Here is a 16,368-nt window from a genome sequence, read left to right as displayed (position 1 = left end):
TTACCACTCCTTAAAAATGTGCGAGCCAGTTTGCTGGATTTTCGATAAATATCGTATCAATGTCAGACTGGCTGATCCCTTCATCTAATAATCGGGGGATGAATTTTTTTAGAATATACTCAAATCCAGGTCCACCGCCATATGCATGAAGGTAGCATTGCCGTCCCATATCAGCAGAAATCAGCAATTTGTGAGCGAAACCATTATCAATCATATTTTTAATTAATTCCACTCGAGTGCTGTCCGGATAGTATTTAATTTTACTTGTGCCGTCAAATTGTACATAAGCTCCTCGTTCTGCAAGCTTTAAATGGTAGTAAGGATCAGCGTTTCTATCACTGTGCCCGACGCCTACTAAGTTTAAATCAACGCCTTCTTCTTCTAAAATATCTAATAATTCTAATCCCATCGTTCCTGCTTCAGTATGGAGCCAAATAGGTGCACCCGTTTCAAGCTGTGCATGTGCAACTGCTCTAGTCACCTTTTCTTCTAACGGATGAATAAGCTGATTCCAGGCACCAGACTTTAAGAAGCCAGCTTTTGCTTCGGTCCCATCCATCCCAATGGTTACATCTCTTATTAACTTCTGCTTGATTTCATCGATGGTCAACGCTTCTACCCATTTTGGAAAGTAAATATGTTTATTGAACCCTGAAGTGGCAACGACATTTACCCCTGTTTCTTTAGACATTTGTACGAGCTTAGAAGCATCTCTGCCATAATCAAGTGTTGTAGCATCAACTAGTGCATTCCCGCCTGCTTTTTGAAATCTCCAAAGTTCACTTACGCTTGCTTCATAGTCTGTGAGTTCTAAATCACGGTCTTTTTGAGAAGCAGGAGGATTCGTCCATAAATGCTCGTGACTATATGTGAATCCCAAATCTTCTTTATTAATATCTCCTAAAACAGTCCTTATTTTTTTACTCATTACATTCACTCCTCTTTTCTTAGAATCCAATTCCAAATAATAAGCCAACCAGCTTAATTAAAATAACGACAATAATAGCATCTGGAGAGGCAAACCATAGGCCGCCGATACCATATTCACTTAATCCTATCAGCGGGTACGCCAAAGCTACCAATAGGGAAAAAGTGAACCCCAGGAAAAAGCCGCTGATAACTGCTCCGCGTAAGCCGCCACGGGCATTTCCGAATACCCCGGCAGCTCCACCCATGAAGAACAGCCCTATAACTGATGGGAGGACTGCCACTGGTAAAAAGCTGGACATAAAAGTTACAATTAAACCGCCGGCTAATGCTGTAAGGAATCCTATAGTTACTGCTACAGGAGCATAGGAATAAAAGATAGGGACGTCCAATGCAGGTTTTGCACCAGGAACGATTTTTTCACCGATTCCTTTAAATGCAGGGACAATTTCTCCGAGAAACATGCGAACACCCATTAACAGGATAAGAATCCCTACTACAAAGCCTAATGCCTCAAAAATAACATACTGATACCGATTGACGCCTCCAGAAATTTCGTTCATAACCTGACTATCTACGAAACTAGCTGTAATCACGTAAACTAAAACCATTATAATCCCCATTAAAATACTCATATCTTTTAAAAAGTCGAGTGATTTTGGTACCTTGACGTCTTCAGATGATTGTTCTTTGTTTCCAAAGATTCCGCCAATCCAGCCAGACAAAGAAATCCAGGAGCTCCCCCAAAAACCAAAAGCAACATTATCATTACCGATAACTTTCCGGACGGAAGATTGAGAGATAGCTGGGAAGAATACCATGGAAATACCCTGAACAATAGACCCCCAGATAATAGTCATCGTCGTAGACAGTCCCATTTGGCTGAATACAATAGCCATGGTTGCTGCAAAAGAAAACATCATATGACCAGTAAGGAATATATATTTGAACTTTGTGAAGCGGGCAATCGCTACATTAATTAAGAAAGAAAAGATCAAGATGAATGCGGTTTCTTTTCCTAATACAGTTTGAACTGCAGCAGCAATTGCGTTGTCTTCAGCAACAATACCTGTTAATCCAAAAGCTTCTGTAAACATTGTGCTGAAGGGAATCAATGAACCGACAATTATGTTCGCTCCTTGTTGAAGTATCAGGAACCCAAATAATGTTTTCATTGTTCCCTTAATAACATCTGAGGCTGATTTTCGTAATGCAACCAAGCCTAGACCGGCAATGATAGCAATAATGATAGACGGATTACTTAAAATGGAAACAAATACATCTAACATGTTTTATCCCTCCTTGGATAGCCTCTCAATCAATGGAAGTACTTTTTCTTTTATTTCATCCTTATCAAGTAAGTTGTCTATAGCTACAACAGGAACTTCTTCATCAGTCAGGCTGGCTGCAATTTCACTTGAAGCAACAATTAAGTCACAACTTTTTCCTTTTGCACTGCCGAGATCGGTTGCTTCGCCCTCAACAGTATATCCATGATCCTTTGCCATTGATTGAATATCCATTAATAACATCAAGCTTGTCCCAAACCCCATACCGCATACACTTAAAATATACATATTGTTCACTCCTAAATTGTTATTATTTTTGATAATTCATCATAATCTTTCGCATGCATAATCTTATTAAATTTATCTTTATCTCCAAGAACCATTGCAATTTTTTGAAGCATTTCGATATGCCCATTATCGCCAACACCTGAAATTGCACAGACCAGTTTGACCGGATCATTTTTCTCGTGGCCGAAAGGGATGGGCTGTTTTAATCGAATAAGTGAAAACCCGGATTGAAGTGTTCCATTATCAGGCCGGGAATGTGGAATAGCGATGCCTGGTGCAATAACGATATAGGGACCTACTCGCTTGTACCCATCTATCATTGCTTGTGTATATTCTTCAGTGGCACAGCCAGTTTCGACCAGCAATTCACCACTTAAACGGATAGCTTCGACAGCATTATCCAACTCCACATCCAGCTTCACAGCTTTTTCTTTTAATAATGTCATCCAAACCATTCCTATCTGATTGTTTTATTTTTATTTCTTCCAGATACGTTTATATGATACTCGTACTTATCTGATCGGCTGACCATCTCAACCATTTCAAATGGAGCTCCATTAGGTAAAAAAGTAGTCCTGGTTATATGCATAACAGCATCTTCAGGTGATATACCAAGTCTGGATGCTTCTAAATCTGTTGCTAATCGGGCTTTAATTTGTTCGGTAGCATCCTCCAAAACAATATCGTAATTTTTTTCAAGCTCTTCGTATAATGATTCTCTTGTAAACCCATTTTCTAAAAAATCTGGGATATATTTTTCACGTAAATAGTTAAACATGAGTGCGAGCGGTTCCCCATCAGCCAAGCGAATTCTTTCTACACATATGATTTTTTCATTCGGCTGTAAATGAAGCTTTCTTTTCATTTTTAAAGAAGGGTTTACCTCATAAATGTGTTGCTTGACAGTATCTGGCTTTTTTCCTTTTAAGTGCATTTCCTCTGTCCAGCTTGTGATACTGCCGGCATCCTGTACAATCTTTGTAGACTTAACGAATGTTCCTTTTCCTTGAATTTTTTCGACATACCCTTCAGTCACCAGGCTATCGATTGCTTTGCGGATTGTTATTCTGCTGACGTCATGCTTTTTTTCCAATTCTCCTTCTGTTGGCAGTAGATCACCTTCTTTCATATGATGATTAATCTCTTTTAAAATAGTTTGTTTTACTTGTTTATATAAAGGTGTTGTCATATCTGCTCTCCTTTTTTAATTCATTATAATCTTTTGTTGTATTTTTAATATTGATTATAATGAATATAACATGAGGATGACCTTTTGTAAACGTTTTATATAAAATAAATATTTAAGATAGTAATTTTATTCAATTGAATAATTATTGGTAGATCAGATAAATCTTCTTGCTGCGCTCAGCTCCATTTCATCAGCTAGTGAAGAAAGGAGATACGGCCTGGAAGTGTTTATTCTATATAATATAATTAAGAAAATTAGCAGGGGTAATATTGTAATATTATGTTCGAAGAGATAGAAAACGCATCATACAAGTTTTAGCAGATATGAATCAATTAATGACAATGGAATATATTGCCTTGCTTTTACAAGTATTTTATTGGGCGAATAATGATAGATAGTTATTTTTCTCATTCAGACGGGAGTTTCGGGTTGGAGCTTAGGATTTATGTTTACATCAATAATTTCGTGGTAAACAATTAGTATAAAGAAATTTCTTTTTAAAACTATTAGGAGGTTGATGAACATGAGTGATGGATTTAAAGATAAAATAAAAGGCGCAGGAGACAAAGTAAAAGGAGAAGCCAAAGAGGCATTTGGTAAAGTAACAGATAATAAGAAAAAACAGGCAGAAGGTAAAGCCGATAAAGCCAAAGGTACAGCGAAAGATAAAAAAGGTGATGTCAAGGATGCGCTAAATGACTCTGATGAACAACGTTAAATAAAAAATAAGCCATCATTTCGGGTTTGAAACGCTCCCTTTATAGTGGGGACAGGGAATCATAAAAAAATTCTCTGTCTGTTATAAAGGGAGCGTTTATTATGTCTAAAAGAACAATGAAGAATATGCTGCAGAGGCAATAATAAAAGGCGTATTTTACTTCTTTTGAAAAATGCCTTAGAACTTCCGCCCATTTTTACAAAATTCTCTGTGGTTCATTTGGTCTTACTGTAATAATAAGTTCTTACTATAATAAAGATAACGGCACATACTAATTTTAAAAGGCAGATTGGAGGTGTCGAATAATGGATCAGCGCAGTATGGCGGTTTTAAATCAGTTATTGAAACAGAATGGATACATTACTATTCAGAAACTTGCAGCAATGTTAAATGTATCACGACGTACCATTTATAGTGATCTCGATAAGGTCAATGATTGGTTGAGCGAAAATCATCTTGGTGCAGTGAAACAAGTGAGAGGACAAGGCCTATATATAGAAAAAGAAGCGAAAAAGGAAATTCTGACCAATTTTACTGCACCTGAAGTAATGTATTATGAATTCTCTGCTGAAGAAAGACAGGCATGGATTTATCTTCATCTGACTGGAGGAGATAAGGCATATTTTCTGGAGGATATTAGAGAGCTTTTTCAAGTGAGCAGAAATACCGCATTAGAGGATATAAGAAAATTAAAGGACAAACTAGTAACGTACCAACTGCACTTATATCCGCAACGCAAAGCCGGTTACACTTTAGAAGGAAATGAAAACGATATCAGGAGAGTGCTGATTCACTGTTTATCTATAGTTATACCAAAAGAAGGATGGTATAACTATCTAACCAATTTATCTAATACACCGATAAACACTGGAAATCAGGCGTATAAACCTTACTCTATATTCAATCTTTCGTGGATGCAGTTGTTAAATCAATTGTTAAATGAGTATGAAAAGCAATTTATGGTTGAACTTACGGATGAAGTGTTAACGAATATTGTTGTCTGGTTCCATTTCTTTTTGAAACGGATTGCAAAAGAAGAATCTGTTGAAGTGGATGTTGTTGAAAAAGAAGTTATCCAAGCAACGGATGAATATAGAGGAATAAGTGCGTTATGTCATAATTTATCAGCAGCCTTAAAGATAGAGATACCTTTAGATGAACGATTTTATTTTTCGAAATACCTCCTTGGTGCCAAAGTGAATTACAACTTTAGCCCACAGTTTAAAAGTGGGGAAATGAACACATTACTTCAAGTAGTAAAAAAGATGATTCGAGATTTCCAATTATATGCTGCGATTGAGTTTCGTGATTCTGAACAGATGATTCAAAATTTACTTCTTCATGTGAAACCTGCTTTCTATCGTATGAAATATGGAATTGAGATTGAAAATACTTTGCGTGATTCAGTTAAACGAAATTATCCTGAAGTTTTCCATTTGACAAAAAAAGTTGTACATCATTTCGAAAATGTAATTGGCGAGCCAATCAATGAAAACGAAATAGCTTTTCTTGCCATGCATTTCGGCGGCTGGCTTCGGAAGGAAGGCGTTCAGCTGGAAAGGGCCCAAACAAGGATGCTTATTGTTTGTACAAATGGTCTGGGAACATCAAGGCTGCTGGAAAGCCAGCTTGAAGGATTGTTCTCTGATGTAGAAATGGTTGGTGTCACGTCCTTAAGAGAATATGAAAAAATGAATTTAGAAGCGGATTTTATCGTTTCAACTATCCCGCTTCCTAATCGGGGCGTTCCGGTTTTTGTTGTCAATCCGGTTTTAGATAACAAGGAAAAAGAACAGCTGTTAAAAAGAGTGAATGGTTTGTTCAATCATTCACATGAAAATCAGGTTTATTCTGTCGAGACGCTTATGGATATTGTAAGAAAGTATGCTGTGATTGAGCATAATGAATTGCTTTCTGCGGAGATTCGAAGCTATCTTCATTCACCTTTTCATGTCGAAAGTAAAACAGATAAACCCACTTTAATAGAACTGTTATCTCCCGACAGAATTGTATTAAAAAAACAAGCCGACGGGTGGGAGGATGCGATTAAAATTGCTTCTGAACCATTGCTGAAGCAAGGGTATATCAAAGAAAATTATCTATATAAGATGATTGAAAATGTGCACCAATCAGGTCCTTATATTGTGATATCTGATCAGTTTGCACTTCCTCATGCAAATCCTGATGACGGTGTAGTTACAACAGGAATGAGCATGCTTCATCTGGAAGAACCAGTAGATATATTAGGAAAGCCGGCAACGATTATCGTTATATTGGCTTCCAGAGATAATGAACAGCATTTAAAAGCTTTATCACAGTTAACAAAGCTATTTTCTAATAAAGAGATAAGGAAAGAAATCATAACAACTAGAGATAAACAGGCTATCGTGGATTGGATACAGAGCTATTCAACAGAAGCCAATCAGCAGTAAAGGGCAGGTGATTTTTAAATATGAGATTTTTAGAAGAAAGTATTGTAAAAGTTGGGGTGGAAGTTTCTAATGCATATGAAGCGATTGAGGCTGCTGGAAACCTCTTAGCAGAGGATGCATTAATAGAAGAATCCTATATTGAAGCGATGAAAAATGCATATAAAGAAAATGGAGCATATTTTGTTTTGGCTCCACATATCGCTATTCCGCATGCGAGACCCGAGGACGGAGTAAAGGAAGCCTCTGTTTCTCTTGTGCAATTAAAGAATCCGGTTGAATTTGGGCATTCTTTCAATGATCCGGTCCGGCTTGTATTTGGTTTAGGTGCATCATCCAGTGATGAGCATTTAACACTGCTTCGGAAGCTTACAATGCTTCTTAATGATTCCGTAAATGTAGAAAAATTAATTAATGCAACAACGTATGAAGAAATAAAAAAAATAGTAGAAATGGAGAGATGAATGATGTTAAAGGTATTAGCAGTTTGCGGGTTGGGACAGGGAACAAGTTTGATTCTAAAAATGAATGTAGAGCAGGCGTTGGCAGATAGAGGAATCGATGCTGATGTGGAACATACGGACGTTTCCTCTGCATCCAATATGGGAGCAGATTATATCATTACTGGTAATGAATTGGCAGAGAGCTTGACAGAACACCAGGCGAAAATTCTTATTGTAAATAACTATTTTGATATGGAAGAAATCAATAAAGTGATTGATGAAAATCTGGTGAACTAACCAAATTAGGAGGGGATTACAATGGATGTGATTTTCTGGATTGCAACAAATATTTTTGGACAGGCAGCAATTTTGTTGGGATTTATCGTTCTTTTAGGATTACTTTTACAGAAAAAAAGCACCAGTCAGGTAATTAGCGGTACGTTTAAAGCAATCATCGGATTTTTGATTATCTCCGCTGGAGCAGGCGTTATTACCGGTGCGCTGACGGTATTTGAACCATTATGGAAGGAAGTATTTAATTTATCAGAAGAACCGCTCGGGAGCTTTATGGGACAGGAAGTATTTAACGCAAGGTATGGAAGTGCAGTTACTTTGGCAATGACACTAGGATTTGTAATAAATGTTCTCTTAGCCAGATTTACGAAGTTGAAATACATTTATTTGACTGGCCATATGATGTTTTGGACGACGACCATTTTTGCAGGAATTGTGATTCAAACAGCAGGGGATGTTTCCTTTATTAAGCTGGTCATCTTCCTGGCGATTATTATGGGATTATACTGGACCATCCAGCCTGCATTAACACAACCATTCATGCGGAAAATTATGGGCAACGATAATATTGCACTCGGTCACACGTCTGCTTCTGTTTCTTTATTAAGCGCTTTAGCAGGTAAGTATCTTGGCAACAAAGAAAATGATTCTGAAAAAATTAAACTGCCAAAAGGGTTAGAGTTTTTAAGAGATTCAAATGTTATCACAGCGTTGACAATGGGACTGTTATTTTTGGTTGGAGCAATTATTATTTCGTTTAAAGATACGCCGGGAGCACAAGAACTGGTAGCAGCTGCTGGAGAACAGAACTTTATTGTATATGCTATTATTCAATCCTTTACATTTGCAGCAGGAATTGCGGTTGTTCTTTTAGGGGTGCGTATGTTTATCGGAGAAATGGTTCCTGCTTTTAAAGGGATCGCAACAAAAATTGTGCCGGGTGCAAAGCCTGCATTGGACAGTCCGGTTGTCTTTCCCTTTGCACCGAATGCCGTTATTTTAGGATTCCTTGGAGCGTTTGTCGGAGCTTTAGTCTGGTTAGTTGTTTTAGGGAACACAGTTAGTTATGTATTCGTACCGACAATGATTGTGTTGTTCTTTCACTCCGCAACTGCTGGAGTATTCGGAAATGCAACAGGTGGTGTCAGAGGTGCCATTATGGGTGGATTTATTACAGCTACAGTCGTTGCATGGGGACAATTTATTATGGTAAAAATGCTTTTACCGGGTACTGTTCCAGATACGGCCATGTGGGCAGCGGATTCAGATATGTTTATATTGGGACCGATCATTCGACTTTTAGCACAGCTATTCTTCTAAAAGTGCGTGTTTAAAAAGTCCGATAAATAGGACCAAGAAGTTCAAGGCGAAATGGTTTTTACAAACGGAGCGTATGCTTTCAAATACGTGAGTATCGGAAAAACCATGTCAACGCAGAAATTCGATGTGTCATTTTTGTTGGACTTTTTGAACATCTTCTAAAATAATGGGAAATATTCAAACAAAAAATGATTAATTGGAGTGAGTCTAATGAGTTTTATCAGAACATTTCACGGTGATATGGATCCATCGAAATTAGGATTTACCTATTCGCATGAACATATCGTCTGCCGGCCGCCGTACTGGATCGAGCAGAAAAAGGATGATTTGCTTCTGGATGATAAAGAGAAGTCAAAGCTTGATGTCCTGGATTTTCAAAAGCTTGGCGGGCAGGCAATTGTGGATGCGACTGCTGTAGATTATGGACGTAATATTCAAGCAGTGAAAGAAATTGCGGAAGAGACAGGGATTACGATTATTGGTACCGCTGGATTTAATAAAAGCTTTCTCTGGGATGCGTCGATACCAGAGCATGTTAAAAAAGTGACAGGGGATTATGCGACGTATTATCAATGGATTGATGCAAAATCGGTTAATGAGCTGGCTGATTTTGTCATTCGTGAAATAGAAGAAGGATTAGAAGGTACTGGAATAAGAGGCGGACAGGTGAAATTTGGAACCGGTTATAATCGAATTACCCCTTTGGAAGAAAAAACATTGCGCGCAGTTGCTATTGCACATCATGAAACAAAAGCACCAATGCATTCCCATACAGAAGCCGGAACGATGGGACTCGAACAAATAGAACTGCTGCAAAAGGAAAACGTTAATCTGGAATATATGAGCTTTGGACATATGGACCGTAATCCGGACCCTTACTATCATGAGCAAATTGCACAAACAGGTGCATATCTTTCCTTTGATGGCATTTCAAAAATTAAATATGCTCCGGAAAGTACACGTATTCAATGTATATTGGATCTGGTGAAAAAAGGGTATGAAGATCAGATTCTCGTCAGTGGGGATACAGCAAGAAAGTCCTATTACAAGCATTATGACTATGGGTTAGGACTGGAATATATCATTGGGAAATGGGTGCCGCGCTTTATTGATGAGGCATATAAAAACGGATTTGATGGTGAGAAATTAATCGATAAGTTCTTTATTCAAAATCCGGCCCGCTGCTTTACATTTAAAAAATAGAGTGTTGTAAACCATTTAAACTTTAAAGTGATAGATGAAAATTCAGGAGATGAAAAAATGGAATTCCAATATGAAAATTCATTTGAGGTAAAGGAGAAAATTAATCAATCTAAAATTGCTATTTTACCAATTGGTGCAGTAGAGGCACACGGACCACACTTACCGCTTGGAACAGATAATATTCTTGCAGAACGTTTGTCACAAAAAATAGCGGAACGTGTGAACGGACTGGTACTGCCTACTTTACCTTATGGTCAGGTGTGGAGTCTGCGTGATTTTCCGGGGAGTATTAATATAAGTAATCGCTCCCTTATCGCATTTCTGGTTGATATCGGAGAAAGTCTGTATAAACAAGGATTTAAAACATTTACCATGGTGAATGGGCACTTGGGAAATCAGACTGCTTTAAAAGAGGCAGCCCGTGAATTATATGAATCTTGTCCGGAGTTACGTGTATTCTATTTCTTTTATCCAGGCATGAATAAGGCTGCAGCTGAAATTCGTGATAAAAATGCTTCTCACAATACCTATTTCCATGCCGATGAGATAGAAACATCTTACATGCTTTATCTGGCGCCCGAATTCGTAAATATGGATAAAGCTCCTGCCGATACACCTGATATACCAATGTATGCTGATGCTACGCCTACACCATGGGAGGATTTCACAGAGTCAGCGGTGTTAGGAGATGCCAGTCTTGCAACGGAGGAAAAGGGGAAATATATTATCGATATAGCTTTAGAAAATATAATCAGTATTATGGAAAGTTTAGGAGAGATAAAGCGGAAGGGAGGATTATCATGATCCATCAGTATTTTAATCAAATTACAGATTTACTGAAAACAGTAGAAAAAGAAGAAAAGAAGGCAATGGCAGACGCAGCCCAAAAAGTTGCAGAGGCTATTCAAAATGGTGGAATTATTCATTTGTTCGGCTGCGGCCATTCGCATATTTTAACGGAGGAAGTCTATTATCGTGCGGGTGGACTGGTTCCAATCCATCCTATTTTTCATGAGCCGCTGATGCTTCATGAAGGTGCTGTCCGCTCATCAGACTTGGAAAGAAAAAATGATTACGCCAAGGTTTTTATGGAGGAGCAGGATATCCGTCCAGAGGATATTGTCATTATTCTTTCCACTTCTGGAAGAAACCCTGTACCGGTTGACGCAGCAAAAATGGCTAAAGATAAAGGTGCTTTTGTAATCGGTATTACTTCCATTGCATATTCATCCAGTCAGCCATCACGTCATGACAGCGGGGAGTATCTGTATGATGCAGTGGACTTAGTTATTGATAATCATGCACCAATCGGAGATGCACTTCTGTCACATGAAAAAGTAAAAATAAAATTCTCACCGAGCTCTACTGTAATTGGTGCAGCTATATTAAATGCTGTTTTTGCAGCGTCTATCAAGCAGATGGCAGAAAACAATTATGAACCTCCTATTTTCTTAAGTGGAAACCTGGAAGGCTCGGATGAGCACAATCAAGTTCTGATTGACAGATATAGAGAACGGGTAAACCTTTAAAAAACATAGTTCCTTTATATTGGATTCAGCTAGAGATTCCGGCTGTTCAATATAAAGGATTTTTTAATATCTAAAAAGCTTTGGAAATCGAAAATTAGTATTGTTTCTTATTATTAGATAAAATAAATACAACACTAACGGCTTATTTTATATTAAACAATACATAAGGAGACTTTAAGCATGATATCTGAATCTATCAAAGACAAGTTGAATGATGAATTGAACGAAACCTGTAAGGAATTAAAAATCCCCGGTATGGCACTTACTGTATATCAAAATGGTAATAGTATTTATAATAATTATTATGGATATAGAAATGTAGACGAAAAGCTACCTGTTACAAAGGATACTGTATTTGGCCTGGCTTCTATTACCAAATCTCTGACATGTCTTACGATTATGATGCTGGAGGAGGAGGGTAAATTAAATAGCACAGATAAGGTGATAAAATGGCTGCCCAATTTGAAATGGCCAAGGGAAGATTACGCGAAACAGCTGGAAATCAGACACCTTATGTCCCATACCAGCGGATTGCCGGGATTACCTTCCATTCACAATGCCCGTATCAGAAGTATAAGGAATGATCCGGATGGTGAATTTTTATTTGGTAAATGGAATCCGGATGAGCAGACTATCATACAAACAGCGGATGAATTGATTGAACAAATAAGCAATATGGAGTTCGAATTGCTTGGTCCCCCTGGAAAAGTATTTAATTATTCCAATGAAGGGTTCGGGATGCTGCAAAAAATAATTGAATTGGCTAGCGGACCACCTTTTATCAAATATGTAGAAGAAAAATTATTTTTCCCGCTCGATATGCAAGATTCCTTTTTCCTTACTGAGTCCATTGCAAATAAAGAAAATGTAACGGAATTATATGCCTATAAAGAAAAGCAATCAGATGTTTTTCACTCGCCGGCCTGGTGGGATGTAGGTGATATTTATACGAATGGATCATGGAAAACATCTGCCGAAGATTTAATGAAATTTGTAGAGATGCTGCGTTTAAATGGCAATTTCTATGGCAAAAAGATTATATCAGAGAATATGATCAAAAAAATGACTTCATCTGCTTTTCGTCTGCCTAATGGCGGAGATTATGGCTATGGGATTGAAATAAATTCGATCGGAGAATACACCCGGTTTGGGCATGGAGGCAGTGTAAAGGGCGTCTCTTCTAATTTTCAAGTTATCGGAGAAAAAGGAATATCAGCTTCCATTTTGGTTAATATGGCTGATGTCCCGGCAGAGAAAATATTAGTCTCTGTATTAAATACTATTTTAGAAATACCGGCAGCAGAGCTATTCAACAAAAGTCCGGTGCTGTCTGATAAATCATTGGATTTAAGTAACTTTTCTGGATTATATAAATCAGGAGAAGGAAATAAGGCTTCGGTATCCATACAAAATAATTTGCTTTACTTAAATCGAAATGAGCTCGTTACTTGCTTTTACCCGATATCTGAAAATGATTTTATTGCTGAAACAGGGGAGAGGATTTATTTTTCAAGGGACGGAGATAATGTGGTTTCTGTTCTTATCGGGAAGAGAGTATTGGAGAAAGTGGAATGAAATACGCTATCAAGAAGCCTATTACAGTAACTAAAAATACTTGATTACCTTGTATTAATTTATTTTTTCCTAATGCTAATGTCGAGATAATAAAATAAAGGTAGTACCTTCACCAACTTATGATGGAGGTACCATGCCTATTGTTCACTTATTCATCGGAAAATCAAAATATCTTTCTAGTTATAATGTGGTGAGAATGGAAGTACTTTCTCCGCAAGTTTAGAAAAATCTAAGGAATTGATTTCTTCAATTGTCGATACATCACCTTCATCAAAAAACGGAGTTATCCCTCCACAAATACTTGCTGAAATAGCACCGATAGTGTCAGTATCAGCTCCTAAACTTGCACTGATTTTTGCAGCTTTCATTGGATCCCCCTTAGCAAGCTGCACAACTGCCAAAACTGCAGGAATGGATTCAATCGTTTCAACGCCAGTCCCTAACTCGTTAACAATTCGTGTAATAGCGTCTTCCTCAATACAATTATGAACAATCTCATGCACATATTGAATTCGGAAGGATAGAGATGGACTTGGAAATTCAGCTCCATACCCTTTAGATTCTTCCGCTACTCTAACAGCTATTTCCCAAATTTCATCAAGGTCTTTTCCGCCAGCAGCAACATAGCTAATACAGGCTGCCACAACGCATGCTCCTGATACTGCTATTTCTGTATTATGCGTTGGTAAACATATCTCAAAAACATTGTCCATCAGTTTATCTAAATGTTTATAATCAGATACAAGACCGATTGGCGAAATTTTCATTGCTGCACCATTGGTTGTATTACCATACCCTGTATTATTAATAGGAACTCCTTTTTTTATTGCTTGTACAGCTTTAAGTGTTGAGGGACCAGAAACTAATTTGGAATCTTTTGCGTTAGAAATCCACTCTATCAAATGATTAATATAATCCATTGCATTTAATTTCCCTTGGTTTTTAACAATCGATTCTAAAATCATGACCGTATTAATTGTGTCATCAGTAATAGAACCAGCTGTCAAGGTCCTTGGAATTAATTGATTTTCTAAAGAAGGCAACAAAGTTTTAATTCCATCCGGAAAGCTTTTTCTTATTTGATTATATGTCCAAAATTCTGTTGGCATGCCGTAAGCATCACCAACAGCTCCCCCGATTAAAATACCTTTTATTCTTCTTAATAATTCATTATTGGTTGTCAAGCCATACTCCCCCCATCCTTCGTTAAATCACTAACACGACTTCTATTTTCATACTCTTTTAATTGGATTGACATTATTTCTCCTGAATAATCAATGAAATCCGAATTTACAATTAAAATATTTTCATATTGGTCTGCATTCGTAATGACTGCTGGTGTTTCAGTACTAAAACCTGCATTTTTAATCGCATCTAATTCAAATTCGATAATAGCCTCACCTTTTCTTATAAAATCACCTTGTTCTTTTAATTTTTTGAAGTATTTCCCTTGTAAATTTACAGTATCTTTTCCAACATGAATAAGCATTTCTATTCCATCCGTACTTGTAATTCCTACAGCATGCTTTGTTGGGAAAATTGTTGTAACTTCTCCATCAAAAGGGGCTATAACTTGGTTTCCTTCTGGATAAAATAAAATTCCTTTTCCTAATAATCCATTTGCAAAGGCGGAGTCTGTTGCATTTTTTAACTCTGTAACATTTCCTTTTAAAGGAGAGTGAATAACAATTTCTCCTAATCCAGACATTTCATGTTTCATTTTTTTTCCTCTATCTAATTCTCCTTCTTCGTTAAAAGTAAAATAAGTCAATAAGAATGAAATACTCATTGAAATGAGTACGCCAATAATTGCAATAATTAAACCTGAGTACTCACCACTAGGGTTTAAAAATGAGACAAAACCAAATATGCCAACAACACCTGCATAAAAATCAGCTCCCAGTATTGAAATAAAAGTTCCACCAATAGCTCCGCCAATCATAGAAAATACAAAACGTTTTTTTACTGGAAGTGTAACACCGTAGATTGCAGGTTCAATGATACAGAATAAAGCAGAAATTAATGCTGGAACAGCAATTTCTTTTTGCGCTCTTGACTTTGTTTTAAAATATACAGCAGCCACGACAGCAGTTTGGGCAAAAGAAGCAGTAAATAGCATCGGTAAAATATAATCAAAACCATGACTGCCCAGATTCTGAATACCTAATGTAATTAATGGCCAATGTAATCCAAGAATGACCAATGGTTGATAAATAAGCGCTACAAGAAATGATGTTAAAATGGACGATATTCCGTAAAGTGCGGAAAAACCATTTGAAATAAGCTCACTTAACATATTGGTAATAGGCCCAATAATTAATAAAGAAATAGGAAGCGTAATCAAAATAGTCAAAAAGGGAACCAGCGTGAAAGCCATTACAGAAGGAATCTTCCTTTTTAAAAACTGATTGATTTTCGATGCAAAATACACAATAAAAATAATCGGAATTACTGTCGATGCATATCCATTAGCCGGAAACATAATAGGGATACCAAAGAATGTTTGGTAAATAGGTGTAGATATGAATGAACCTTCAAAAAGTGTCTTTACTACGTCACCACTTGCTAAGCTCTCCGTCATACCTGGAAAAACGAGAATTGTTCCAATAATAATCCCTATTGCTGGATCTAATTTAAACGCCTTTGCACTGGTGTAACCAAGAATCACAGGGAAAAAATAAAAAATAGACTGTCCCATTGCGTTTAGAATAATATAAGCTCCGTCGTTTTCTTGCAATAAGCCGGAGAATGTTAGAATCATGAGAACACCTTGAACTAATCCACATGCGAGTAATACTCCCAAAACTGGAGTTATAACTTTTGTAATTATTTCTATAATGGAATTAATAATTCCCTTCTTTTCCCTATCTTCAATCGTTTTTTGAGTTCCTATTTTTTCTATAATAGAATTATAGACATCCCCTACATGAGTGCCAATAACAACTTGATACTGTCCTCCCGCTTTCTGAGCTGTTGCAATCGCTTTGTTTTCCTTTAACTTTGCTTCATTGACAAGGGTGTAATCATTTAAACTAAAACGTAACCTTGTCATACAATGTGTTAATCCAATAATATTATCTTCGCCACCAACATTTTCGATGATAAAATTGGATAGATAATCAAATTTCCCCATAAATAAACCTCCTTCAAAAATTTTATATAAA

At 37.1% G+C, this 16,368-nt stretch carries 16 protein-coding genes; 9 read left to right on the top strand and 7 right to left on the bottom strand.

The window, feature by feature from the left end:
* Positions 1–10 precede the first annotated feature (10 nt).
* From MHH51_RS18985 to MHH51_RS18965, 5 genes are read right to left on the bottom strand one after another with little or no spacing between them, the layout of a single operon-like run.
* Positions 11–928: a phosphotriesterase-related protein gene (locus MHH51_RS18985; protein ID WP_147210080.1), complete on the bottom strand. Its 918-nt coding sequence runs from the start codon at positions 926–928 to the stop codon at positions 11–13.
* A gap of 19 nt (positions 929–947) precedes the next feature.
* On the bottom strand, positions 948–2,216 hold the full coding sequence (locus tag MHH51_RS18980) for a PTS ascorbate transporter subunit IIC (protein ID WP_339282976.1): 1,269 nt from the start codon (positions 2,214–2,216) through the stop codon (positions 948–950).
* A gap of 3 nt (positions 2,217–2,219) precedes the next feature.
* A complete protein-coding gene (locus MHH51_RS18975; RefSeq protein ID WP_147210082.1) occupies positions 2,220–2,504 on the bottom strand; it encodes a PTS sugar transporter subunit IIB in 285 nt (94 codons plus the stop codon).
* Positions 2,505–2,515: 11 nt separating this feature from the next.
* Complete coding sequence (locus MHH51_RS18970) at positions 2,516–2,950, bottom strand: PTS sugar transporter subunit IIA (RefSeq protein ID WP_147210083.1); 435 nt, start codon at positions 2,948–2,950, stop codon at positions 2,516–2,518.
* Between the two features lie 11 nt (positions 2,951–2,961).
* Positions 2,962–3,693, bottom strand: coding sequence for a GntR family transcriptional regulator (locus MHH51_RS18965; RefSeq protein WP_339282974.1), 732 nt, complete (start codon positions 3,691–3,693; stop codon positions 2,962–2,964).
* 517 nt (positions 3,694–4,210) lie between these two features.
* Here MHH51_RS18965 and MHH51_RS18960 point away from each other — a divergent pair.
* The 9 genes from MHH51_RS18960 (at position 4,211) to MHH51_RS18920 (ending at position 13,204) form a co-directional block, all read left to right on the top strand.
* Entirely contained in the window at positions 4,211–4,411 is a 201-nt protein-coding gene (locus MHH51_RS18960; RefSeq protein ID WP_147210085.1) for a CsbD family protein, read from the top strand.
* Between the two features lie 305 nt (positions 4,412–4,716).
* Positions 4,717–6,843, top strand: a complete 2,127-nt coding sequence (locus MHH51_RS18955) for a BglG family transcription antiterminator (RefSeq protein ID WP_339282971.1) — start codon at positions 4,717–4,719, stop codon at positions 6,841–6,843.
* Between the two features lie 20 nt (positions 6,844–6,863).
* Positions 6,864–7,304, top strand: a complete 441-nt coding sequence (locus tag MHH51_RS18950) for a PTS sugar transporter subunit IIA (protein ID WP_147210087.1) — start codon at positions 6,864–6,866, stop codon at positions 7,302–7,304.
* A gap of 3 nt (positions 7,305–7,307) precedes the next feature.
* Entirely contained in the window at positions 7,308–7,580 is a 273-nt protein-coding gene (locus tag MHH51_RS18945; RefSeq protein WP_339282968.1) for a PTS sugar transporter subunit IIB, read from the top strand.
* A 21-nt stretch (positions 7,581–7,601) separates the two neighbouring features.
* Entirely contained in the window at positions 7,602–8,897 is a 1,296-nt protein-coding gene (locus MHH51_RS18940; protein WP_147210088.1) for a PTS ascorbate transporter subunit IIC, read from the top strand.
* Between the two features lie 210 nt (positions 8,898–9,107).
* A complete protein-coding gene (locus MHH51_RS18935) occupies positions 9,108–10,100 on the top strand; it encodes a phosphotriesterase (RefSeq protein WP_339282966.1) in 993 nt (330 codons plus the stop codon).
* Between the two features lie 57 nt (positions 10,101–10,157).
* The gene (locus MHH51_RS18930) at positions 10,158–10,904 is read left to right on the top strand and encodes a creatininase family protein (RefSeq protein WP_339282965.1); all 747 of its coding nucleotides are present in this window, start codon (positions 10,158–10,160) and stop codon (positions 10,902–10,904) included.
* Entirely contained in the window at positions 10,901–11,629 is a 729-nt protein-coding gene (locus MHH51_RS18925) for an SIS domain-containing protein (protein ID WP_077601688.1), read from the top strand. The genes MHH51_RS18930 and MHH51_RS18925 overlap by 4 nt, the downstream gene beginning before the upstream one ends.
* Positions 11,630–11,809: 180 nt before the next feature.
* The gene (locus MHH51_RS18920; RefSeq protein WP_339282962.1) at positions 11,810–13,204 is read left to right on the top strand and encodes a serine hydrolase domain-containing protein; all 1,395 of its coding nucleotides are present in this window, start codon (positions 11,810–11,812) and stop codon (positions 13,202–13,204) included.
* 176 nt (positions 13,205–13,380) lie between these two features.
* On the opposite strand, the gene MHH51_RS18915 is transcribed toward MHH51_RS18920, so the two are convergent.
* Together MHH51_RS18915 and MHH51_RS18910 are read right to left on the bottom strand one after the other, a co-directional pair.
* Positions 13,381–14,388 carry an ADP-ribosylglycohydrolase family protein gene (locus tag MHH51_RS18915; protein ID WP_339282961.1) on the bottom strand — a complete coding sequence of 336 codons (1,008 nt, stop codon included), beginning with the start codon at positions 14,386–14,388 and terminating at the stop codon, positions 13,381–13,383.
* Positions 14,385–16,337, bottom strand: coding sequence for a beta-glucoside-specific PTS transporter subunit IIABC (locus tag MHH51_RS18910; RefSeq protein ID WP_339282960.1), 1,953 nt, complete (start codon positions 16,335–16,337; stop codon positions 14,385–14,387). The genes MHH51_RS18915 and MHH51_RS18910 overlap by 4 nt, the downstream gene beginning before the upstream one ends.
* Between the last annotated feature and the right edge of the window lie 31 nt (positions 16,338–16,368).

Origin of the sequence: Oceanobacillus sp. FSL K6-3682, from assembly GCF_037976165.1 — a bacterium.
GTDB lineage: Bacteria > Bacillota > Bacilli > Bacillales > Amphibacillaceae > Oceanobacillus > Oceanobacillus sojae.
The sequence above is the reverse complement of the archived record's forward strand: the minus strand, read 5'-3'. Positions and strand labels throughout refer to the sequence as shown.

What these genes read in the sequence shown, in the direction of transcription:
- MHH51_RS18985 (WP_147210080.1), bottom strand. Translation starts at nt 928, where the DNA reads ATGAGTAAAAAAATAAGGACTGTTTTAGGAGATATTAATAAAGAAGAT.
- MHH51_RS18980 (WP_339282976.1), bottom strand. Translation starts at nt 2,216, where the DNA reads ATGTTAGATGTATTTGTTTCCATTTTAAGTAATCCGTCTATCATTATT.
- MHH51_RS18975 (WP_147210082.1), bottom strand. Translation starts at nt 2,504, where the DNA reads ATGTATATTTTAAGTGTATGCGGTATGGGGTTTGGGACAAGCTTGATG.
- MHH51_RS18970 (WP_147210083.1), bottom strand. Translation starts at nt 2,950, where the DNA reads ATGACATTATTAAAAGAAAAAGCTGTGAAGCTGGATGTGGAGTTGGAT.
- MHH51_RS18965 (WP_339282974.1), bottom strand. Translation starts at nt 3,693, where the DNA reads ATGACAACACCTTTATATAAACAAGTAAAACAAACTATTTTAAAAGAG.
- MHH51_RS18960 (WP_147210085.1), top strand. Translation starts at nt 4,211, where the DNA reads ATGAACATGAGTGATGGATTTAAAGATAAAATAAAAGGCGCAGGAGAC.
- MHH51_RS18955 (WP_339282971.1), top strand. Translation starts at nt 4,717, where the DNA reads ATGGATCAGCGCAGTATGGCGGTTTTAAATCAGTTATTGAAACAGAAT.
- MHH51_RS18950 (WP_147210087.1), top strand. Translation starts at nt 6,864, where the DNA reads ATGAGATTTTTAGAAGAAAGTATTGTAAAAGTTGGGGTGGAAGTTTCT.
- MHH51_RS18945 (WP_339282968.1), top strand. Translation starts at nt 7,308, where the DNA reads ATGTTAAAGGTATTAGCAGTTTGCGGGTTGGGACAGGGAACAAGTTTG.
- MHH51_RS18940 (WP_147210088.1), top strand. Translation starts at nt 7,602, where the DNA reads ATGGATGTGATTTTCTGGATTGCAACAAATATTTTTGGACAGGCAGCA.
- MHH51_RS18935 (WP_339282966.1), top strand. Translation starts at nt 9,108, where the DNA reads ATGAGTTTTATCAGAACATTTCACGGTGATATGGATCCATCGAAATTA.
- MHH51_RS18930 (WP_339282965.1), top strand. Translation starts at nt 10,158, where the DNA reads ATGGAATTCCAATATGAAAATTCATTTGAGGTAAAGGAGAAAATTAAT.
- MHH51_RS18925 (WP_077601688.1), top strand. Translation starts at nt 10,901, where the DNA reads ATGATCCATCAGTATTTTAATCAAATTACAGATTTACTGAAAACAGTA.
- MHH51_RS18920 (WP_339282962.1), top strand. Translation starts at nt 11,810, where the DNA reads ATGATATCTGAATCTATCAAAGACAAGTTGAATGATGAATTGAACGAA.
- MHH51_RS18910 (WP_339282960.1), bottom strand. Translation starts at nt 16,337, where the DNA reads ATGGGGAAATTTGATTATCTATCCAATTTTATCATCGAAAATGTTGGT.